Annotated in this window: 20 protein-coding genes and 2 pseudogenes; 21 read left to right on the top strand and 1 reads right to left on the bottom strand. The window is 47.5% G+C overall.

Annotated elements, in window-relative coordinates; translation table 11 throughout:
- Positions 1 to 26 precede the first annotated feature (26 nt).
- The 13 genes and pseudogenes from lolA2 to serB all read left to right on the top strand — a co-directional run bounded on the left by lolA2 (position 27) and on the right by serB (position 13,838).
- A complete protein-coding gene (gene lolA2, locus JCM12259_RS00325) occupies positions 27 to 659 on the top strand; it encodes a flexirubin biosynthesis/transport protein LolA2 (RefSeq protein WP_025064980.1) in 633 nt (210 codons plus the stop codon).
- Positions 640 to 1,062, top strand: coding sequence for a hypothetical protein (locus tag JCM12259_RS00330; RefSeq protein ID WP_025064981.1), 423 nt, complete (start codon positions 640 to 642; stop codon positions 1,060 to 1,062). Before lolA2 ends, JCM12259_RS00330 begins: the two co-directional genes overlap by 20 nt.
- On the top strand, positions 1,046 to 1,417 hold the full coding sequence (locus JCM12259_RS00335; protein ID WP_025064982.1) for an ApeI family dehydratase: 372 nt from the start codon (positions 1,046 to 1,048) through the stop codon (positions 1,415 to 1,417). The genes JCM12259_RS00330 and JCM12259_RS00335 overlap by 17 nt, the downstream gene beginning before the upstream one ends.
- Positions 1,410 to 2,855 carry a glycosyltransferase gene (locus JCM12259_RS00340; protein WP_025064983.1) on the top strand — a complete coding sequence of 482 codons (1,446 nt, stop codon included), beginning with the start codon at positions 1,410 to 1,412 and terminating at the stop codon, positions 2,853 to 2,855. Before JCM12259_RS00335 ends, JCM12259_RS00340 begins: the two co-directional genes overlap by 8 nt.
- A gap of 7 nt (positions 2,856 to 2,862) precedes the next feature.
- Complete coding sequence (locus JCM12259_RS00345; protein WP_025064984.1) at positions 2,863 to 4,359, top strand: phytoene desaturase family protein; 1,497 nt, start codon at positions 2,863 to 2,865, stop codon at positions 4,357 to 4,359.
- A pseudogene (locus JCM12259_RS12945) lies at positions 4,356 to 5,845 on the top strand (phytoene desaturase family protein). The gene JCM12259_RS00345 and the pseudogene JCM12259_RS12945 overlap by 4 nt, the downstream one beginning before the upstream one ends.
- Before the next feature lie 110 nt (positions 5,846 to 5,955).
- The gene (locus tag JCM12259_RS00355; RefSeq protein ID WP_234396490.1) at positions 5,956 to 6,828 is read left to right on the top strand and encodes an alpha/beta hydrolase; all 873 of its coding nucleotides are present in this window, start codon (positions 5,956 to 5,958) and stop codon (positions 6,826 to 6,828) included.
- 352 nt (positions 6,829 to 7,180) lie between these two features.
- Complete coding sequence (locus tag JCM12259_RS12950; RefSeq protein ID WP_036888325.1) at positions 7,181 to 7,363, top strand: DUF8506 family protein; 183 nt, start codon at positions 7,181 to 7,183, stop codon at positions 7,361 to 7,363.
- Between the two features lie 134 nt (positions 7,364 to 7,497).
- Complete coding sequence (gene flxY / locus JCM12259_RS00365) at positions 7,498 to 8,811, top strand: flexirubin biosynthesis putative acyl-CoA ligase FlxY (RefSeq protein WP_025064987.1); 1,314 nt, start codon at positions 7,498 to 7,500, stop codon at positions 8,809 to 8,811.
- Positions 8,808 to 9,947: a 1-acyl-sn-glycerol-3-phosphate acyltransferase gene (locus JCM12259_RS00370; RefSeq protein WP_025064988.1), complete on the top strand. Its 1,140-nt coding sequence runs from the start codon at positions 8,808 to 8,810 to the stop codon at positions 9,945 to 9,947. The genes flxY and JCM12259_RS00370 overlap by 4 nt, the downstream gene beginning before the upstream one ends.
- 8 nt (positions 9,948 to 9,955) lie before the next feature.
- Positions 9,956 to 11,011, top strand: coding sequence for an MMPL family transporter (locus JCM12259_RS16990; protein ID WP_234396491.1), 1,056 nt, complete (start codon positions 9,956 to 9,958; stop codon positions 11,009 to 11,011).
- Positions 11,008 to 12,366 (top strand): MMPL family transporter, encoded by a 1,359-nt coding sequence (locus JCM12259_RS16995; RefSeq protein ID WP_234396492.1) that lies wholly within the window; start codon positions 11,008 to 11,010, stop codon positions 12,364 to 12,366. The genes JCM12259_RS16990 and JCM12259_RS16995 overlap by 4 nt, the downstream gene beginning before the upstream one ends.
- A 227-nt stretch (positions 12,367 to 12,593) precedes the next feature.
- Positions 12,594 to 13,838 (top strand): phosphoserine phosphatase SerB, encoded by a 1,245-nt coding sequence (serB, locus tag JCM12259_RS00380; RefSeq protein ID WP_025064989.1) that lies wholly within the window; start codon positions 12,594 to 12,596, stop codon positions 13,836 to 13,838.
- A 40-nt stretch (positions 13,839 to 13,878) separates the two neighbouring features.
- On the opposite strand, the gene lipA is transcribed toward serB, so the two are convergent.
- A complete protein-coding gene (gene lipA, locus JCM12259_RS00385; RefSeq protein ID WP_025064990.1) occupies positions 13,879 to 14,781 on the bottom strand; it encodes a lipoyl synthase in 903 nt (300 codons plus the stop codon).
- Between the two features lie 296 nt (positions 14,782 to 15,077).
- Between lipA and JCM12259_RS12960 the strand changes: the two are divergent.
- The 8 genes and pseudogenes from JCM12259_RS12960 (at position 15,078) to JCM12259_RS00430 (ending at position 22,384) form a co-directional block, all read left to right on the top strand.
- Positions 15,078 to 16,959: pseudogene (locus tag JCM12259_RS12960) on the top strand (heavy metal translocating P-type ATPase).
- 250 nt (positions 16,960 to 17,209) lie between these two features.
- Positions 17,210 to 18,115 (top strand): ComEA family DNA-binding protein, encoded by a 906-nt coding sequence (locus JCM12259_RS00400; RefSeq protein ID WP_025064991.1) that lies wholly within the window; start codon positions 17,210 to 17,212, stop codon positions 18,113 to 18,115.
- A gap of 212 nt (positions 18,116 to 18,327) precedes the next feature.
- Complete coding sequence (gene prmC, locus JCM12259_RS12965; RefSeq protein WP_234396496.1) at positions 18,328 to 19,080, top strand: peptide chain release factor N(5)-glutamine methyltransferase; 753 nt, start codon at positions 18,328 to 18,330, stop codon at positions 19,078 to 19,080.
- Positions 19,081 to 19,088: 8 nt separating this feature from the next.
- On the top strand, positions 19,089 to 19,556 hold the full coding sequence (locus JCM12259_RS00410) for a regulatory protein RecX (protein WP_025064992.1): 468 nt from the start codon (positions 19,089 to 19,091) through the stop codon (positions 19,554 to 19,556).
- Positions 19,549 to 20,268: a ComF family protein gene (locus JCM12259_RS00415; protein WP_025064993.1), complete on the top strand. Its 720-nt coding sequence runs from the start codon at positions 19,549 to 19,551 to the stop codon at positions 20,266 to 20,268. The genes JCM12259_RS00410 and JCM12259_RS00415 overlap by 8 nt, the downstream gene beginning before the upstream one ends.
- A 367-nt stretch (positions 20,269 to 20,635) precedes the next feature.
- Complete coding sequence (gene pyrE, locus JCM12259_RS00420; protein ID WP_025064994.1) at positions 20,636 to 21,268, top strand: orotate phosphoribosyltransferase; 633 nt, start codon at positions 20,636 to 20,638, stop codon at positions 21,266 to 21,268.
- Positions 21,269 to 21,400: 132 nt separating this feature from the next.
- On the top strand, positions 21,401 to 21,817 hold the full coding sequence (locus JCM12259_RS00425) for a hypothetical protein (RefSeq protein WP_025064995.1): 417 nt from the start codon (positions 21,401 to 21,403) through the stop codon (positions 21,815 to 21,817).
- The gene (locus JCM12259_RS00430; protein WP_025064996.1) at positions 21,818 to 22,384 is read left to right on the top strand and encodes a hypothetical protein; all 567 of its coding nucleotides are present in this window, start codon (positions 21,818 to 21,820) and stop codon (positions 22,382 to 22,384) included. It begins immediately after the preceding gene.
- Positions 22,385 to 22,681 lie beyond the last annotated feature (297 nt).

The raw sequence follows: 22,681 nt of genomic DNA on the forward strand, positions 1-22,681 counted from the left end.
CTGATAAACTCAGAAACTCAAACAGTATGAAACAAGTTCTTTTGATAGTCTTCATACAGTTTCTCACTGTGAGTGCAACTGCGCAGACACCTGTCAATGAAGCGCAGGCACGACAGATGACGGAGCAAGTAAATAAAGCCGCACAGGCGATGAAGACGTTGCAATGCACCTTCCGACAGACAAAGACGTTACGAATACTGAAAAACAAGATGATATCCAAGGGCCGGATGTGTTACAGTCAGCCCTCGCAACTGCGCTGGGAATATACAAGTCCTTATCAGTATATATTCATTATGAACGGCAACAAGGTACTAATGAAGAACAGTAAACGTACCGATGTCATCGACGCGAACAAAAACAAGGTGTTCAAACAGATAACATCCATAATGATGAGTAGCGTTACCGGCAAGTGTTTAACAGATCATCAGAACTTCAAAACGCAGATGTCAACGAGCGGAACAAGCTGGATTGCATGTCTCACACCGGTTAAAAAGGAACTGAAACAGCTGTTTTCACAACTCCTCATCACGTTCGACACCAAGCGGATGGTGGCCATTCGCATTGAGATGATAGAGAAAGGCGGCGACAATACAGTGATAGAACTGCTCGACCCAATTAAAAATGCATCTGTCAACGGCAATGAATACAAGATTGATTAAGTGTCTCTTACTGAGCATCTGCTTGTTGGTCAGTCTCTCGACAGCGGCTTCCCGGCAAGACACTTTGCAGCTTTCGGTGCAGATCGGAATGAAAAAAGCAGCACTTTCGGGCATCTGTATAATGGCTATCGATAGCAATCGGATGGTCAAAGGAGCCGTTATCAACGAGTTCGGAGTGAAAGCTTTCAATTTCATTTACAACGAACGGAAACACAAGGTACGCCTAATCGATATAATGCCGATGCTCGATAAGTGGTACATCCGTCGCATTTTGCGTCGCGATCTGCGGAAAATCATTCCGCAACTCATCGCCCACGGGTCATGCGAATACACTAATCTGAAATACGGGATCGACTATATCTTCAAACCCTTAGAACAAGAACACAATGCGATTAGCGAATGATTTCTACCGTATCGAGACTTACGAAGAGTGCGAAAGCGGTGCTGTAGCCCGACTGAAACTTAACAGCGAGCACGTGATATACCGTGCCCACTTCCCCAATCAACCCATAACGCCAGGGGTATGTATGATCGAAATGTTGACGGAATTGATGGAGAAACGTATCGGGAAACCGTTGCTTTTGAGACAGATAAAGAACTGTAAGTTTCTGAATCGATTGAGTCCGGACGATGTTTCGGTCGTTTCGCTTTCTATTTCATATCAAATTGCACGACAAGAAACGGTTAGTTACATCGCGAAAGGCACTCTTTCAGACGATGAAAAAGTATTTGCCAGATTCTCCATAGTATATGAATGAACGCGTGTGTGTAATAATGCCCACTTTCAACAACGCTCAGACGCTGATGAAAGTGATACGGGATGTGAACCGATATGTGGCCGATATTATCGTGGTTGACGATGGTTCGACCGACGCTACGGCTCAACTGCTTGCCGACTGCACGTTACCCATCACCGTGATCACGCTTCCGCATAATGCTGGGAAGGGTAGGGCGCTCTGCAAAGGATTTGAGGAAGCACGCCGACAAGGCTTCGATTATGCCATTACTATCGACAGTGACGGACAGCATTACGCATCAGATATCCCCAAATTCATTGCAGCCATCCGCCGATATACGGGCTATCTTATCGTCGGTAACCGTTTCGACCCATCCCTTTTCAATGAAACCACAGGCCGGAATATGAATGCCGAGAGCCGATTTGCCAATAAATTCAGCAATTTTTGGTTTCGTTTGCAGACCGGTATACGGTTAGACGACACGCAAACAGGCTTCCGCGCTTATCCGCTCAGGCAGCTTCGCTGGCTGAATGGCATCACTTCGCGTTACGAAGCCGAGTTAGAGCTGCTGGTGTTTGCCGCTTGGCACAACGTCGGCATCCGCAGTATTCCCGTTCAAGTGTATTATCCACCACAGTCAGAGCGCGTCAGTCACTTCCGATCTTACTATGACTTCGCCCGCATCTCTGTATTGAATACCGTGCTGTGCGGCATTGCTCTCGTGTACGCTTGGCCCAAACGACTCATCCGAACGGTGCTCACCATGGGTATGTTGTTGCTTCTTTTCATCGTGATGTTGTTCGTTCAGCTGGCCCTTTTCATCTTCTTCAACTCGCATCGGGTAACCGAACACCAGCGACTTCGCTATCATTCGTATATCCAAAAAGTATCGCGTTGGTTGCTGAAACACGTTCCCGGCGTTACGACACGCGTCCTCAACGAAAGTGGAGAAGACTTTCTCCGCCCCGCAGTCATCATCAGCAACCACCAGAGTCACCTCGATTTGCTGTGCATTATGATGCTCACACCTCGCTTAGTCATCATGACCAAACGTTGGGTTTGGCGCAATCCGCTCTACGGTTTGGCCATTCGCTACGCCGAATATCTACCCGTAACACACGATTTCGATACGAACGAGCGGCTGCTTCGGCGTCTTTCCGAGCGCGGTTATTCGATAATGATCTTCCCAGAAGGCACCCGTTCGGCCGATTTAGACGTGCATCGGTTCTCGCAAGGAGCGTTTTACTTAGCACAAAAGTTCGCTCTCGACATTGTGCCTGTCGTACTTCACGGTACCGGAGTGGTGCTCAACAAACGGGCAAAGCACATCACTCCCGGCGAGATTACGGTCGAAATCAAGCCCCGAATACATATAACCGGCTCTGAGTACGGCTCAACCCCGATGGAAATAGCCAAGACTTTCCGTCGGAAATATATCGAATGGACTCAAAATGAATGATGTTTCAATGAAGCGTTGCATTATTATTGGCAGTGGATTAGGCGGTCTTTCGTGTGGCGTTATCCTCGCTCGGAACGGCTATCAGGTAACGATTCTCGAACAAGGAACACAAATCGGCGGTTGTCTTCAATGTTTCCGGCGAGACGGAGTGAAGTTCGAGACAGGGATGCATTTCATCGGAAGTGCCGAAAGAGGGCAGACTTTGCACCGTCTGATGCACTATCTTGAAATGGATAATATACCTTTGAGCAGGCTCGACAAGCACGGTTACGACGTTATTTCACTGTCGGGTGAATGCTTTCGGTTGGCTAACGGTCGGGGGCCTTTCATCGAACAATTATCCGAAAGATTCCCGCACGAAACCGATCACATTGTTAAATACTACGATTTAATTGAAGAAATAGCACAGGCTTCATCATTGCACTCATTGCGACAAGCCGACAGCAATGCTGCCATCAATACCGAATACCAGATACGGAGTATCGACAACGTCGTCGATTCGATCATTACCGACCCAATACTTCGCAATGTTCTCGTGGGAAATTTGCCGCTCTACGCTGCCGAAAAAGGTAAGACTCCCTTTGCCACTCACGCCTTTATTACCGACTTTTACAATCAAAGTGCCTTCCGAATACCCGGCGGAAGCGATGCCATTGTACATTCGTTGACCAACACTTTGCGGCGTTACGGCGGCGATGTGATGACCCGAAAGAAAGTCACCCGCATTCTTTGCGATAGCGAAAAAGCTACGGGTGTGGTCACAGAAGACGAAAGCCATTATGCAGCCGACCTCATTTTAGCCTCCGTTCATCCCTCTCGATTGATTGAAATGCTGCCGAATACGCTACTAATACGACCTGCTTACAGGGCGCGTATACGTCAGTTGCCTAATACTACGGGTGTTTTCACTGTCTATATGAAATTCAAACCGGATGCAATGCCTTATTTAAATCACAATTATTATGGCTATCGCGGTCTATCGCCGTGGGCTTGTGAGCAATACACCGACGATGATTGGCCTCGTGGATTCTTGTATATGCATCTGTGTCCGACCGTGACCGACGGTGCGATTCCGCGTTTTGCCGAGTGCGGCGAACTGTTGAGTTATATGCGATTCGATGAAGTAGAACGTTGGAAAGGCACCCAAGTGGGACATCGCGGAGCCGATTACGAAGCCTTTAAACAGGCTAAAGCCGAGCGTCTTATTGATGAGGCGGATCGCCAGTGTCCCGGTTTGAGGGCGGCGATAGCGGCTTATTGGACATCCACTCCACTCACTTACCTCGACTATACAGGTACGGAAGCAGGCTCGATGTACGGTGTTGCCAAAGACATTAACAAGGGAGCGGCCTGCCACGTACAGCATAAGACGAAGATTCCGAACCTTTTGCTCACCGGGCAGAACATCAATTCGCACGGAATGTTGGGCGTACTTGTAGGCACAATTGTCACTTGCAGCGAGCTGCTTACGGCCGAAACCATTTATCAACAGATAAAAGAATGAATGCAGATATTATCATAATAGGTGGCGGTTTGGGCGGACTGACAACCGGAGCGTTGTTAGCCAAAGAGGGATTGCGCGTTATCGTCTTGGAGAAAAATGCCGTTATCGGCGGCGGTTTGCAGACTTTCAGACGCGGAAACATCGAGTTCGAGACCGGAATGCACATACTCGGAGGATTCCGAAAGGGTGGAACCCTGCACCGACTCTGCACGTATCTCGGCATCATCGACCGTCTTCGGTTGCGCGATGTGGACGAGTGGTGTATGGATGAGATTACTTACGGCGAAGACAACGCTACTTATCGCATTGCATCTGGTAGACAAGCATTTGCTGAAAGTCTTGCAGTCTACTTCCCTAAGCAGCGCGAACAGTTGCACAATTATGTCGAAGCGCTCTATAAACTCACTGATGAGATCGACATATTTCATCTTCGACTCACCTCGGAAGGCATCGTTTCGCACAGCGAACAGTTTCTCTGGCCAGTCGATAAGTTCATTGCCCACTATGTCACCGACCAAAACTGCGCGACCTTCTGGCGTATATGAATCCGATGTATGGCGGTATTGAGGGACACACACCTGCTTATATCCACGCACTGATCAACGTTCTCTACATCGAGGGGCCATCGCGTTTCGAGGGCGGGAGCCTGCAAATGGCTCTGGCTTTACAGGCAGTTATCGAGCAAGCAGGTGGTCGTGTTGTTGCCAATGCATCCGTAGAACATATTGAAGTATGCGAGAGAGAGGTAAAAAAGGTTGTGACGCGCAACGGTAACGAATATCAGGCCGATCGCTATATAGCTGCTATTCATCCCTCGGAGCTATTTCGCATCATCGACGAGAGCGCTTTTCCACGTGCTTATCGCAATCGTTTGGAGAGCCTTCCGAATACTTATTCCACCTTCAACTTATTCATTGAGCTGCACGAAGGAGCATTTCCCTACATCAATCACACGTGTTATTACGAGCGCGATTACCGTCATATCTGGCGCCTCGGCGAGTATATCGAGGGGCAATGGCCTGCCGGACTGATGTACATAACGCCCACTTCGGCCCATCAAGGACCGTTTGCCACGCATATGATCATCAACAGTATTATGCCGTATGAGGCTGTGGCACAATGGGAAAACACGTTGACGGGGCGACGAGGAACCGACTACGAGGCGTGGAAAAAGGCCCGACAAGAAGATGTTATCCAGCTGATGGAGTTGCGTTATCCCGACTTTCGGCGCGCTATCAAACGTATTTACACGGCCACACCACTCACTATTCGCGACTATTTCCGCACCAAACACGGCTCGTTGTATGGTTATGCGAAAGACAGCGAAAACATTCTGCGCTCGCAAGTACCGATATTCACCAAGGTAAGCAACCTTTTATTGACGGGCCAGAATGTCGGACTTCACGGCATTTGCGGCGTTCCTCTCTCGGCGATTAACACTGCCGAGGCAATCGTGGGGGTGAATCAGATTATCCGAAAAATGTGAGATCAGCCGGTGAGTCTTTTATTTTCAGTAATTATCCATACATCCGTCGCGTTATTGAATTGATGTTAAGAGCCTTTATCTTATCGGTTTTGATCCTATCATCGCCCGTCATGCGCGCCCAAATCCACATTTGGGAAGGAACGTGCGAATATGCACCAAACGTCACGCTCACACCTTATCTCCCGACAACAAACGGTAAACACGCTGCGGTTATCATCTGTCCGGGCGGCAGTTATCATTGGCTCGACCGACAGGCAGAGGGCAGCGACGTGGCACTTTGGTTGCAATCACAGGGCATTGCGGCCTTTGTGTTGAACTATCGGACGGTGGGCATCATTCCGTTTATCACCCATTCGCGCCTCCTTTTCAGAGGAGTGAGACATCCGGATATGCTCTGCGACATTCAGCGTGCCATCCAATTGGTGCGCGAAAGGGCGCAAACGTGGAATATAGCAACCGACAGTGTGGGCGTGATGGGCTTCTCGGCGGGGGGACATCTGGCAATGGCGGCGGCCGAATTTGCCGCAACCAACTTCCTGACTCTACTCGGAATACACGCCAACGTGTCGTTACGGCCCAACTTTGTAGCCGCTCTTTATCCTGTGGTTACACTCTCTGACAAGCGATTCGTGCACAAACGGTCGCGCAAAGGGCTGCTCGGTGAGTGGGGAAAGAGCAATAGACAAATGCGCGACTCACTCTCCTTAGAGCGCCATGTGCCGTCGGATTGTCCACCGGTGTTCATTGCCAATTGTGCCGATGACGCTATCGTGCATCCCGCAAATAGCATTTTATTAGATTCTGCACTCACTATTCGCAACGTCACTCACCGTTATATTCGTTTCAAAACAGGCGGACACGGCTTCGGTGCAAGCCTTAAACGCGGCACGGCAGAATGTCGGCAGTGGAAAGATCTGTTTCTATCCTGGTTGCGAGAAATATCTTTTGGCCATGCGATTAACCGTTTATCGCCCCCCAACTAACGCTTCATTGCCCGCCAACTGACGGTGAGTTACACGACGAAAAACATTCTTTCCGGGTGTGAAAAATATTATCGTGTTGAGCAAACTCAATTTTATACCCGTATAAATTCAATTTTACACGGGAGTAAATTCAAATTTAGACCCGTGTAAATTTAGTTTTACACGGGAGTAAAAAGAATCAATATCGCATATCAGTAGGAGGGAGTTACGTTGTGATAAAAATAATTCACCCGATTTGTGAATGTAAAAACAATGTATTACTTTTGCAAAAGAGGAAGGAGTAAAGTTGTAAGGAGGAGTGCGTAAGCTGGTTGAACCGAATAGAAAAAGAAGAAAATCAAAAACGGAAGAGATGAGAGCGGATAAGGAAATAGAATCATTTCTCAAAAAACTTGATGAAGGATTGAAGAGCGCCGAACGGCAGCTGTTGGAAGAGAAAGCCCTTCATAGCGAGTCTGTTGTGATGAGGAATGAGAACGGACAGATTGTAGACATTCCGGCAAAAGATCCACTTGCCGAACATTTGCGTAATTGATAGCAAAGCAATGAGATAAAAACGGCATTGCAATTAACCGTTAATCGCATGACGGTTAAGTATTAAATGCTGCGCGTTTAACGCTTCATTGAAAAGCAATGAATATAGATGTAGTAAAACAACAACAACAGAGCATGTCACAAGACATCGAATTTCAATCGCCCGAAGCCATCAAATGCTTTCAAGAAAAGCTGCTTCATAAACAGTTGGCGTACCTCAACACACATTCAAAATACTACCAACGGATGTTCGATCAGCACGGTATCGACATCGCAAAGGTGCGGTATCTTGAAGACTTAACACGTCTCCCCTTCACCGAAAAACGCGACTTACAGCTCTTCAATGACGACTTTTTGTGTGTCGCGAAGAATGAAATCATCGACTATATTACCACTTCCGGCACCTTGGGCGACCCCGTAACATTCGGCTGTACGGATCAAGACCTGGATAGATTGGCCTTCAATGAGGCCAAGTCTTTTGAATGTGCGGGACTCAAAAAGGGCAATATCGTGCAACTGATGACCACACTCGACAAGCGGTTTATGGCCGGAATGGCTTACTTTCTCGGGCTACGCAAGTTGGGCGTAGGCGTTATTCGCGTGGGCAACGGCATTCCCGAACTGCAATGGGACACCGTAATGCGCATCCATCCGGACACCATTATGTGCGTGCCTTCATTTATTTTGCGGCTCATCGAATATGCAGAAGAACACGGAATCGATTACCGACACTCCTCCATCAGGCGCATTATCGGTATCGGCGAGGGACTTCGTGAACAGGATTTCACACTCAATCTGCTTGGCAGACGTATTCAAGAGAAGTGGCCCGAGGTACAACTCTTCGCCACTTATTCAAGTACTGAGATGGGTGCAACGTTTTCCGAGTGTGCGTTTGGTTGTGGCGGACATGTCCATCCCGAGTTAATCATTGTCGAAATCATTGGCAACGACGACCGTCCGGTGGCTGATGGCGAAACGGGTGAGGTCGTCGTGACCACGCTCAGCGTGCAAGCAATGCCGCTGTTAAGATTCAGAACAGGTGACATTGCAGCCAAACGTGTGGACAAATGCGAGTGCGGCAGGTGGGCATATCGGCTTACTCCGCTCGTGGGTCGTAAAAACAACCTCATCAAACTCAAAGGAACCACGCTCTATCCGCCCGCTATCAACGACGTACTTGACAATACTTCTTACATAGAGAACTATGTGGTCATCGTGCGAGAGTCGGCGGCCGGTACCGACGAAGTCATTATTCGTGTTGGATTAAAGGCTGAATCGATTGGCAAATCGACCGAAAACGTCATCAAAGATTTGAGAGATCACTTCCGTTCACGCATTCGTGTGGCCCCCATTATTGAGATATTGCCGGCCGAAGAAGTGCAAAAAATCAACTTTCCGGCCAAAAGTCGTAAGCCCATTAAATTCATCGACGAACGCAAAAAACAATGACACACACCGCAGAAAACCATTATTCGCCCGGCTTTTTCGATGATATCCGGCCCTATAACGACGCGGAAATACCCGCAGCGATGCACCGGATTGCCAATAGCAAACTATTGCCGAAGTTGGCAGCGTTTATCTTTCCCGACACGCCTGTGGATGAAATTCGGTCGATGTTGCGTGAAATTAAAACGTCGGATGAGTTTCAACACAAGGTGATGTACGATTTCAACGTACAGGTAATCAAGCATTCGGTAACGCAATTTACCTGCAACGGTTTGCAACATTTGTCTCCGTCGCAGCCTTATATATTCGTAAGCAACCATCGCGACATCGTTCTCGACGCATCGCTTTTGCAATATGCGTTGGTCAACGCGGGCTTCCCGACCTGCGAAATCACGTTCGGCGCCAATCTGATGTGCCATCCATTGCTCATCGATATAGGTAAAAGCAATAAGATGTTTCGTGTGGAACGTGGTGGAAATGCACGTGAATTTTATCGTAGTTCACTGCATTTATCGCAATATATTCACTATGTTTTGACGCACAAGAAGTCGTCTGTTTGGATCGCACAACGCAACGGCCGCACTAAGAACGGCATTGATGCGACCGATCAAGGACTGATCAATATGTTTTCAATGGCGGGCGGACGCGATAAGATTCAAACGCTTTCGGAACTTCATATCGTGCCCGTGGCCGTGAGTTATGAATGGGAACCCTGCGATATTCTTAAAGTTCGGGAACTCCATCAGGCGCGAACCGCGAAGTATGTAAAGCGTCCCGGCGAAGACATCGACAGTATTCTGACAGGCATTTTACAGCCGAAAGGGCGCGTGCATATTGAAGTCTGCGAACCATTGACGGCCGATGAACTCCTCGTTTATCGTGGGCTTTCTTCGCACGAAATCGTGAATCATGTGGCAAAACTCATCGATCGTCGTATCATCAGTCATTATCGGCTGATGACTAACAATTACTTGGCTTACGATTTGATGCATATTGCATCGCGACCAACGGCTTTTTGCACTGCAAAAGAGCGTTCGTTGTTTGTCGATAGAATGAATTCGCTGTCTGACTCGGCATTGCGCGAAATCTTTCTGGGCATTTATGCCAACCCCGTTATCTCCCAACGAACACTCAAATAAGTAGGAAGATGACGACCTTTGTACTGCGTTTGTACGACTATCTGCATCGAAACCGATGGCTCTGTTATGTGCTTTTGGCCGCGATTGTCGTTGGATCGATATTGCTCACGCTGCGTCTTCGTTTTAATGAAGACATCAGTGACTTTCTGCCTAATGATGAGGCATATCAGAAATCGATGTCGATTTATCAGCAAATCAATGCGGCCGACCGCATCTTCGTTGTCTTCCAGTTGCGCGATTCATCGCAAATCGATCCCGAAAAAATCATTCCTGCGGTCGAATTATTCGGCCAACGAACAGTCCGGGAACATTGGAAAACAACATCACAAGTGGATTATGACAAGCTGATGGGCATCGCTTCGTTCGTTTATCGCAATGCACCACTCTTCCTGACAGCTACCGATTATAAGCGAATGGAACGCCAACTGGCACCCGACAGCATTGCTTCGGCCCTGAAACGAGCACAAGAACAACTGCTGTTTCCTGCTGGTAGCCTTGTAAGTAACAACATTCAGCGCGACCCTTTGGGACTGTTCACACCCTTGATAACTCGACTTCAAACTGCCAATAGCAGCATTCGCTATGCGCTCAATGACAGTTTCATCTTCACGCCCGATAGCAAACGTGCCATTGTTATGATTGATTCACCTTACGGTTCGAGCGAAACGAGCAAAAACAATGCGTTGATCGGTCGGGTGAATGATGCTGCATCAGCTGTCGAAAAAGCCGTTCCGGGTGTGCAGATACAAGTGACCGGCGCACCCGTTATCGCCGTTCAGAATGCGCAGCAAATCAAAACCGACAGTCTTTGGGCTGTGAGTATCGCCGCCGTTCTTATCCTTTCGCTGCTCTTTTACGCATTACGCAGTCTCCGCAAGATGTTATTCATCGTGGTTTCGTTGGCTTTCGGTTGGCTCATTGCTATGGCAGGGATGTCGGTTTTGCACCAACACGTGTCGGTAATCGTGCTCGGCATCGCTCGATTATCATCGGCATTGCTGTCAATTATCCGTTACATTTTGTCGCGCATCTATCCCATCAGCCTTCGCCTCGCGCCGTTTTGAAAGACATTGCCGAGCCTTTGGTCATCGGAAACATCACTACTGTGGGAGCGTTTTGCGCCTTGATACCGCTCGATTCTACCGCTTTGCGCGACTTAGGCATATTTGCTGCGTTGATGTTAATGGGCACAATCCTCTTCGTTATGGTCTTTTTGCCCCACCTTTGCAAGCAAAACGCAGTGCAAAAAGTGGTCGGCCAGCTGCAGGAAGAGACGAACGAGACCGCAGAATACATCCCAACTTATCCTCGCAACAAATGGGTCGTCGGCTTGCTCATCATTATCACACTCGTGTTGGGCTATTTCAGTCTTTTCACTTCGTTTGATACGAATATGCAAAAGATCAACTATCTCAAACCCGAACAGCGTGAGTTGTTGGCCCATCTCAGTAAAATGCGTAACGAAACACCTGGCGAAACACAGCTATACGTTGTCTCTGATGGGGCAACTGTTGATCAGGCGTTGATGCGAAGCGAGCAAGACGCTCCCGATGCGTTCGTTACCAGCCGACGCGAACAGCAGCGACGGATTGACCGATGGCATAATTTCGTGCACCGAAACCATATTGCACTCTATGAAACGCTGCCTCGAACGGCCACTCAATACGGTTTTTCAACAGAGGCTTTTGCTGATTTCGATACGCTTCTAAACAGACCTTTCCATCCTCAAAACATCGATTTCTTCGCACCGCTCACGGCCAATGGTATTGGTACGCGCATCATTGGACATACTGCTGTATGCGTGATGAATGTGCCGAATGCAGTTTCAGATAGCATCATTACAGCTTATTCACAACGCAATGACGGAAGATGGGCTTTCGACGTGCAATCAATGAACAATGCGATAGCCACTTCGCTGTCCGACAACTTCAATTATATCGGTTGGGCTTGTGGGTTGATCGTATTCGTATTCTTATGGCTTTCGTTTGGAAAATTCGTTCATGCGCTCATCGCTTTCATGCCGATGGCTGTGTCGTGGCTATGGATTCTCGGCACAATGCACCTTTTGGGAATCCGTTTCAATCTTGTAAATATCATCCTGGCCACGTTTATTTTCGGTCAAGGCGACGATTACAGCATTTTCATTACAGAAGGTTTGATCTACGAACGCACACACCATCGCCGTATTCTCGCCTCTTACAAGCGCAGCATCATGCTGTCGGCTGCGGTCATGTTTATCGGTATGGGCACGCTGATTGTGGCTCGACACCCGGCTCTTCATTCATTAGGCGAGATCACGATAGTGGGTATGGCGTCGGTGGTTGCTATGACTTACGTGCTTCCTCCCATCGTTTTCGGATGGTATGTGCGGAAGAGTGAGAGGATGAAAAAGGGAAAGAGTGAAAAAAGGAAAGGATGAAAAGCGTTATAACTAACGCTCAATTGGCGTGCAATGAAGCGTTAGTTGGCGTGCGATTAAGGCTTAATCGGCGTGCAACTAACGGTTAACAGCATAGCTTATGATGCAGGATGAAACGAAGTGCGATATTAAGTTGATGACACAGGATGAATTAGCTGCAAATTATCGGGGATCTTTTGGGCATCTTATATAAATCCATTAACTTCGCGTATAAAAGTAATACATGTATGGAAAAGAAAGCTAACAGAGAAGAACAGATATTGATTAATATCACTGGTCAGGATCGGCCGGGACTCACCGCATCGATCATGGAAATCCTTGCACATCATGATGCACAGGTGTTAGACCTCGGTCAGGCCGATATTCACAGTTCGTTGTCGCTCGGTGTACTCATTCGGATCAACGACAAACAGTCGGGTGATGTGATGAAAGAACTGCTTTTCAAGACCAGTGAACTCGGGGTAAACATCGGATTTTCGCCGATCAGCGACGATAATTATGAAACTTGGGTGAACCAACAGGGCAAAAACAGATATATTCTGACCCTTATCGGGCGCAGTTTGTCGGCCAAACAAATTGCGGCCGCGACCAAAGTGATTGCTGAACAAGGGTTGAATATCGACTCAATATTGCGACTTACGGGACGAATGAGTATCAAACGTCCCGAGCGAAACATGCGGGCATGCATCGAATTTTCACTCCGCGGCACACCGAACGATCCTTCCGAATTTCAATCGGAGCTGATGAAGTTGTCCACTTCATTGGGAATCGACTTCTCATTCCAGAAAGATAACATGTATAGACGCATGCGTCGGCTCATCTGTTTTGATATGGACTCTACGCTGATACAGACCGAATGTATCGACGAATTGGCCAAACGAGCCGGTGTGGGAGAGCAAGTGGCTGCCATCACAGCGCGTGCTATGCGTGGCGAAATCGATTTCAAGGAGAGTTTCAAAGAGCGAGTGGCTTTGTTGAAAGGTCTTGATGTGGGTGTGATGCAGGACATTGCAGAGCATCTTCCAATCACGGAAGGCACTGATCGATTGATGTCTGTGCTCAAAAGATGCGGTTACAAGATCGCTATTTTGAGCGGAGGATTCACTTATTTTGGCGAGTTCTTGCAACGAAGATATGGTATCGACTATGTCTATGCAAATGAATTGGAAATCGATGAAGATGGAAAACTGACAGGAAATTATGTTGGAGAGATTGTCGATGGCCATCGCAAAGCCGAACTTCTGCGGCTTTTGGCACAGGTGGAGAAAGTGAATCTCGCGCAAACCATTGCTGTGGGAGATGGTGCCAACGATCTTCCGATGATCTCGGAAGCGGGTCTTGGCATTGCTTTTCATGCCAAACCGCGGGTCGTGGCCAATGCAGATCAAAGTCTGAACACCATCGGACTCGATGGCATCTTGTATTTCTTGGGATTCAAAGACAGTTATTTGGGTGAGCAGGGAAAGCTCTGATGCCGAACTGTAATGCCGCAATCTCTTGATCCGATCGTGGTCAAATGATTTGCGCTTTCTTCTTTTTGTGGATCAGCATACTGATAAACGACTGTTCCGCCATATAAGATGAGCGCACCAATGGACCGCTTTCGACATTGTCGAAACCCATCTGTAATGCTTCTTTTTTATAAAAAGCGAAGATGTCGGGATGCACATACTCTTGTACATCGAGTTGTTTTTCGCTCGGTTGGAGATATTGTCCGATGGTGATCATACGGCAACCCACATCATAAGCATCGCGCAACAGTGTGACAACTTCGCCCTGACGCTCGCCTAATCCCACCATGATACCGGTCTTGGTGATGGTGCCCCGTTGGGCAATCTCTTGCAAAACACCCAGGCTGTTGCGGTAAGTGGCTCTGCTGCGAACACCCGGTGTGAGTCTTTCTACAGTCTCTAAATTATGTCCCACGATGTCGGGTTGCTCGTTGAGAACGGTGTGTAGGTTCGCACCTCGATAGTCGGGGATGAGTATTTCGATGATCACGTCGGGATTGGCAAGTCTCACTTCACGAATGGTTTGGGCCCAATGGGCAGCTCCTTTATCTGGAAGATCGTCTCGATCGACCGAAGTGATGACGCAATGACGCAACTTCATCGCTTTGATACTGCATGCAATCTTCACCGGTTCATGAGGATCCGGGGGGAGTGGATGCCCTGTTTGTGTGGCGCAAAACCTGCAAGCGCGCGTACATCTATCACCAAGAATCATGAAAGTGGCTGTTCCCATTTTCCAGCAATGCCCTTTATTAGGACATTTTCCACTGCTACATATTGTGTGGAGATGATTTGTTTCCAATGTTTCTTCTACAAAACCATACTTCTCTCCACTCTCAATCGTGGTGTAAAGCCAGCGTGGTTTTCGTAGTGTCGGCCGTTTCCCTATCGTCTTGTTTTCCATTGTTGTCACATCTAAGCATGTTGGTTTGCGTGCAAAGATACGATTAAAATTTGAATTCCTCATGAATGATTGAGCATTCTCGTTTCATCATGCTGTGTGCGATTAACTGTTAGTTGCACGCCGATTAAATGTTAATTAGGCTGTAACTAAGCGTTAGTTGATGTGTAACTAAGCGTTAATGACAAGCCCTTTTTCTCTTTTCTCTTTTTCACCTTTGCTGCATTACAAATCTTCTTTGCAATCGAGTTGCATGAGAAAAAGCCTAACTTTGTGTCATTAAATCAATAATAGGAATCATGATCAAGAATAAAAAGTTAATAAGGATTATCCTTTCAGCGCTCTTGCTCATTGTGGCCGTCGTGGTGGAAAAGACTGCGGCGTTGTCCATGTGGCAATTGCTGATAGTCTATTCGGTGCCTTATCTGCTCGTGGGTTACGATGTTTTAGACGAGGCTTGGGAAGGAATCGTGGAACGAGAACCGTTCAACGAAGATCTGCTTATGAGTATTGCTACGATCGGTGCCATGTTGATCGGCTTCTTGCCGAATATGGAACCCGAATTTACCGAAGCTGTCTTCGTGATGCTTTTCTTTCAAGTGGGCGAGTTGTTTGAGGACTATGCTGAGGACAGGAGTCGGCGTTCGATCACCGAACTGATGGATATTCGTCCGGATATTGCACATGTGGAGCGAGGCGGAACGACGAAAACGGTCAATCCCGAAACCATCACAGTGGGTGAGGTTATCGTGATACGTCCGGGCGAAAAAGTGCCGATGGACGGCGTGATCGTTGAAGGTTCGTCGAGTTTGAACACCGTGGCGCTCACCGGGGAGAGCGTTCCCCGCACTGTCAATAGTGGTGATCGGGTGATCTCCGGATGCGTAAATGTCAGCGGACTAATTAAGGTTCGGGTCGAGAAAAGCTTCGGTGAGTCCACTGTTTCCAAGATTATCGACTTGGTGGAAAATGCAGGTGAGAACAAGTCGAAGAGTGAAAACTTCATCACTCGATTTGCTAAAATCTATACGCCGATTGTCGTTTACATCGCAATTGCATTGGCGATATTGCCGCCATGCTGTCGGGTGATTTCGGAGGTAACTTCCCTTTGTGTTGAATCGTGCGTTAACCTTCTTGGTGGTATCTTGTCCTTGCGCTTTGGTTTTATCTATCCCGCTGACCTTCTTTGGTGGAATCGGTGGTGCATCTCGGCAAGGAATACTCATCAAGGGAGCCAATTTTATGGATACATTAGCTAAGGCCGACACTGTGGTTTTCGATAAAACGGGTACGCTCACACGTGGAGTGTTCAAGGTAAACGCCATACATCCCGAGTCGATCAGCCAACAACAGTTGCTCCATTTGGCTGCCCACGTGGAACGATTCTCCACACATCCGATCGCGCAATCATTGCGGGACGCTTATCCTAATGAAGCAGACGGCTGCACAGTGGAGCATGTTGAGGAGATTGCTGGGCATGGAATCCGTGCCGAAGTGAATGGAAAGACTGTGTACTTAGGCAATTCGAAGATGATGGAAAGCATTGGTGCCCGCTGGCAACCATGTGAGTTGGTCGGCACAATCATTCATTTAGCGGTGAATGGCACGTATATGGGGCACATTGTTATTGCTGATGAAATCAAGGATGATGCCCGCGAAGCCATCGATTCACTCAAAACGATGGGTGTGCGAAAGACTGTGATGCTTACCGGTGACCGCAAAGAGGTGGGCGAAGACGTGGCGATGCGACTCGGACTCGATGAAGTGCAGACCGGACTGTTGTCTGCCGACAAAGTGAGTCACATCGAGCGATTGATGCGTGAGAAGAAATCCGGCGGCAGTCTGCTCTTCGTCGGCGACGGAATAAACGATGCTCCTGTGTTGGCTCGTGCTGATGTAGGCATGGCAATGGGTGGACTCGGTTCAGATGCAGCCATCGAAGCGGCCGATGTTGTGTTGATGGACGATTGTCCTTCGAAGGTTTCCAAAACCATTTCCATCTCTCGCAAGACGATCAGTATAGCCATGCAGAATGCGTGGTTTGCCATTTCAGTGAAAGTGCTTGTGCTCATTCTGGCCGGTTTCGGCATCGCAACGATGTGGATGGCGGTGTTTGCTGATGTTGGGGTGACGGTCTTAGCCGTATTCAATGCGATGCGAACGCTCCGTATAAAAGGTTGATGCGTTCCGCAACTCACTGTTAGTCGCACGACGATTAATGCTTATTCAGCGTGTAACTAATGGTGAGTTAGCGTGCGATTAACGGTGAGTTGCACGACGAATGATGCATGACGCATTGTGCATGATGAATTCTTTGTGGGGTGTTTTATCAAAATCAGAATAAGTTTTGTAACTTTGCATCATGCCGACAAGCATGAAAAAGACATGCGACATGTGCATATCCCTATCATGATCTATCATATAACAGCCTATGCTTTTAAAAGAATTGTTTTATCTTCCCAAGTCGGATCGCTCGGTGCTCATCGTCGTCCTCATAGCAATCGTGGGCATCACGCTGTTGATTTTCGGCATCCGAGGTGGCGAAAACGATGTGATGGCAGAGAGAAAAGACTCACTCGATCGTCAAGGCACACCCTTCTCGTCGCGTGTGTCTTATTCAAAGACATATCGATATGCCGAAGAAAATGCACTTCAAACAACGCTTTTCCCATTCGATCCCAATACAGCGGACAGCATGCAGTTGCTCCGTCTCGGACTCCGTCCATGGCAAGTGCGATCCATTTATAAGTATCGTGCTCGCGGAGGCGTGTATCGTCGTCCCGAGGATTTTGCTCGATTATACGGTCTCACACGCGGACAATATCGAGCATTGGCACCTTACATCCGTATCGGCGAGGCTTATCGACCAGCCTCCGAATTGTTCGAAGAAAAGAAAACAGCCCGTGTTTTCGAACGCGACACCATCAAACATCCTGTCAAATTGCGGCCCACTGAGCGCCTTTCCATCAACGAAGCCGACACCGTTCAGTTGAAGAAAGTGCCCGGAATTGGCAGTTATTTCGCCCGACAAATCGTGAATTATCGTGCTCGTTTAGGTGGTTTTCACTCAATCCGACAGCTCACCGAGATTGAAGATTTCCCCGAAGAGGCACTGAAATATTTCATCATTCCCGACGACCAACTCCAAAAACTCAATCTCAATAGCATGACACTCAATCAACTCAAGCGTCATCCCTATCTCAATTTTTATCAAGCTCGTGCGATTATCGATTACCGTCGCCTGAAAGGCAGGCTTCATTCGTTGGCCGATTTACGTCTTTCGCCCGAATTTTCTTCCGCTGATCTCAAACGATTGGAGCCTTATGTGGAGTTTTGAATGCAGGTGTTTAGATGGAAATTCCCGTCTTTTCGCCCTTTCACTCCTCGTTTTCAAAAGATTTGTTTATCTTTGCATACGACGTAAACAGATGTCATTATTTCTCTTATCAACAATAGATAAAAGTCTCAGATGTCTTCAACTTACCAACGACTCTACTACCGACTTAAACCGATTTACGGCGAACGAGAAGCAAGGAGATTGTGTTGCTGATGCTCGAAATGGGCTTTGGAATCACAATGACGGATGTCGTGTGCGGCAAATTGGACGAAATGAACGAGGAAGAGCGAGTCAAATTGAAACAGATGATGCTGCGATTGGAACGTAACGAACCAGTGCAATATGTACTGGGACAGGCTTATTTCGATGGCGATATATATGAAGTGACGCCCGATGTACTCATTCCGAGACCCGAAACAGAGGCCCTTTGTCGGTGGATTGTTGAAGAATGGCATGGAGAAGGACGATTGCTTGATTGCTGTACGGGTAGTGGTTGCATCGCGATTACGTTGAAGAAACGATGTCCGCAATTGTCGGTCGATGCCTATGATTTGTCAAGTGCAGCGTTGAAAGTGGCCCGGCGCAATGCCGAACGATTACAACAAGATATCCGTTTGTTTCAGATGGATGCGTTGAATCCCATTCCTGCCACAGAGAAATATGATATAATCGTGGCCAATCCGCCCTATATCTGCGAACGAGAGAAGCGAGATATGCGGCCCAACGTGCTCCAATTCGAACCTCACAAAGCACTGTTTGTTCCTGACAACGACCCTCTCCGTTTCTATACAGCTATTACTTGTTATGCTGCCGATGCCTTGAAACCCGGAGGTCGACTCTATTTTGAAATCAATCCACTGTTTGTTGATGCGTTGAAAACGATGATTCGCAGTTTTGGATTCCGTGAAATAGAAGTTGATCGACATTTCGGTTACGATCAACGAATGATGAAAGCTCAATTATGAACAAAGAAATGACAGAGCAACAAGTGTTGACTCGCCTCACTGCCGAGTGTGCCAAGGCGGAGCATTGCACAGGAGAGATGCTCGAAAAGATGCGTAGATGGGGTGTTGATGATGATGTGCAGGCTCGTGTGATGGCGTATCTCATCAAGGGAAAATATGTGGATGACGAGCGATTTTGCCGTTTGTTTGTCCGTGATAAGATTCGATTCAACGGCTGGGGAAGACGTAAAGTGGAACAGGCTCTTTATCAAAAACGCATTGACAAAGCCGTGTCGGGCCCGATTTTAGATGAAATCGACGACGAGGAATATATCGATGTGCTGCGTCCACTCATTCGATCGAAACGCAAATCGATCAAAGCTGCAAATGAATATGAACGTAATCAGAAATTGATGAAGTTCGCATTGAGTCGCGGTTTTGAGTGGAACATTATTCGTCAGTGCATCGATGGGGCAGAAATAGAGGATTATGATTAGTTTTTGGGACCGTTTGTTGAATCTCATTTCACCACAATCCTGTGCGATGTGTGGGCGTAGACTCAGCATCGGAGAGGAATTATTGTGCAGTCAATGCAATCTTCATCTTCCGCGAACAGGTTATGATCGCGATCCGTATGATAATGAATTGGCGCGTTGTTTTTGGGGATTGATCCCTGTGGAACGGTGTTTCGCTTTCACGTTTTATCATCGTGGCGGTCCCACCAGCTATATTATATATGGTCTTAAATATCACGGAAAGAGCGAATGGGGCGTAATGGCAGGGCGATTGATGGCTCACGAACTTGTGAGGAGCAATTTTTTCGATGGCATCGATGTGTTGTTGCCTGTGCCGTTAACACGCAAGCGACACAGGATTCGCGGTTATAATCAAAGTGAAGAACTTGCGCGCGGCATTAGCGAAGTGACTGGAATCCCCATCGAAAACCGTGCTGTGCGGCGCAAAACATTTACGGAAAGCCAGACCAATAAGGATCGTTGGCAACGCACGGACAATGTGGCGGACGCTTTCGAACTGTCAGATGCTCGACGAGTGCAAGCCCGTCACGTGCTGATCATTGATGATGTGGTCACCACAGGAGCCACCATCACTGCTTATGCACAACAGTTGGTCAAGGCGGGAGCGGCAAAGATCAGCATACTTGTATGGGGATTTGCTAAGCTTGATATTGAAAACATAGCGAAAGATTGATTTCTCTCGCGTTTTTATGTAATTTTTCGTCCGATTTATTATTTTCCTTCGCTCCTTAAATTGGGGGATTGAAAGCTAAATAAAAGCAATTTGAGGCTTGATATATCTATGGAGTGCGCAGCAGCTATGAGATGAGTTTCGTTTCGCTTATTGAAAGGCCATGCGAACAAGGAGCAACTTTCGTATTTCAACGAATGCTCTTTTGCGAGTCAACAAAAGCTCTTTGGGCCGTCAATTAAGCCTCCGTTGAGTGCCAAAAGAGGCTTCATTGCACGGCCATTCGAATATATTTTCAACACACAACACACCTCTTTCTGAATAAATAACACTAACTTTGCACGATGAATTTTAAATATCGAGTAACGAAATGGACACATTAAAGAGCGCTTTTGCTGCAAGACTATTGAGAATCAATGCCATCAAGTTGCAGCCCAACAATCCTTTTATGTGGGCTTCGGGATGGAAATCGCCGTTTTATTGCGACAATCGGAAGACGCTTTCGTATCCCGAACTGCGCACTTATGTTAAGAATGAGCTTGTGCATGCTATCTTGGAACATTTTCCCGAGGTTGAAGCCATTGCGGGCGTTGCCACCGGAGCCATTGCTCAAGGGGCACTCGTGGCCGACGCCCTGCATCTGCCCTTTGTCTATGTGCGCAACAAACCCAAAGATCATGGACTCGAAAATCTCATTGAAGGAGAGTTGAAATCGAACATGAAAGTGGTGGTTGTCGAGGATCTTATATCCACCGGAGGCAGTTCTTTGAAGGCGGTTGAGGCCATTCGGAATGATGCTTGCGAGGTGATTGGCATGGTGGCAGCTTACACTTACGGGTTACCCGTGGCCCAGAAAACCTTTAAGGATGCGAAGGTTAAGTTGATCACGCTGACCGACTATGAGCATGTGGTGGCCGAAGCGTTGAAGACCGGCTACATTAGCGATAGTGATGTGGAGGTGCTTCATGAGTGGCGCAAGGATCCGGAGCATTGGAGTGAATAAGGCAATGTATTTGTGAGCTGATGCGTTTATAGGATTCTGCTGTTGTGATCGACAATTGGTGAAGATCGTAAATGGAGCGACTGATCAACTTGCAGACTCAAAAACTCATTAATTTTTAAACTTACCAACAGGATGGATAGTAAATTTGAAAGTGGCGTGAGGACGATTCCTTACGCTCAACAAATAGTGTATGACAGTCTGAGTAACCTGGAAAATTTGGGCAAAGTGGCTGATCGCATTCCCGAAGATAAGGTCAAAGACTTAGCGTTTGACAAGGATTCGATTTCGATTAATGTGGCACCTGTGGGGAAAATCAAGCTCTGCATCGTTGAGCGCGAGGCTCCGACATGTATCAAATTTGAGACAGAACAGTCGCCGGTGCCCTTTAATTTCTGGATACAATTGCTGCCCGTGACTGATGTTTCGTGCAAAATGAAACTCACGATCAAGGCTGATCTCAATCCGTTTATCAAAGGAATGGTCAAGAAACCGTTGCAAGAGGGCATCGAAAAGATTGCCGATGTGCTGCAAAATATCAAATATAAATAGGTGAAAAGATACGGTCTTTTGCTCGGTTGGATGCTTTTAGCCTTGTCGGCTTGCCGCAATGCCCATAGCGAATACATAACCGGTGTAGCCCTTTTCGTGTTCGACAACGCCACGCATCAGGATCAAACGCTGGCCAGCGCGATGAATCCGAATGTGCCGGGCGTGTTTTGTCTCATCGCGCAAAGCATGAAATCGGGGGCTGTTCAACTGTTGTTCGAGAATAATCAAGGACTCGAAAGCAGTGTCATAGCCAATGCCAAGGATCTGAAACGACCGATCCAACTGGGCTATAACAACGGAATCATCGTTGGATTCAGCAATTTAGACATCCCCGCCGAATTTTATGCTTACGACAAAGAGTGTCCCAACTGTTTTGATCCCAATGCTGTTCCGGTGCGAAGTAAGCCGCTCACGATGACAAGTGTCGGTCTGGCACGGTGCGGCGTGTGCCACCGCGAATACAATCTCAATGCCGACGGTGTTGTCGTTAAAGGCGATGCCGGCAAGAAGTTGACGCGTTATCGGGCGCAAACAACCGGTGTTTTCGGACAGCTTGCCGTGCATTGAGCAGTCGTTTTTTGAGTTTATCCATCGATATGATCTTAACGTCGTATCGATGAATAAATACATGAAAATCAAATGTTTATTGATCCGTTTGCAACCAACATCTTTTGGCGTTCTGATTAACGGTTTAGCACACGACAACTAAGCATTAGTTGCACGCCCGTTAACCATGAATCGCATGGCGAATGATCTATGATGTATCATGAATGGTGAATATATTGCGCGTTAACCGACGCTTAGCCGCATTCCACCCGTTGCTCTCTCGAAGAGCGATAAAATAACACTCATATATTAAATTGT

Origin of the sequence: Hoylesella enoeca JCM 12259 (assembly GCF_000613405.1) — a bacterium.
In the GTDB taxonomy this organism is placed as follows: Bacteria; Bacteroidota; Bacteroidia; order Bacteroidales; family Bacteroidaceae; genus Prevotella; species Prevotella enoeca.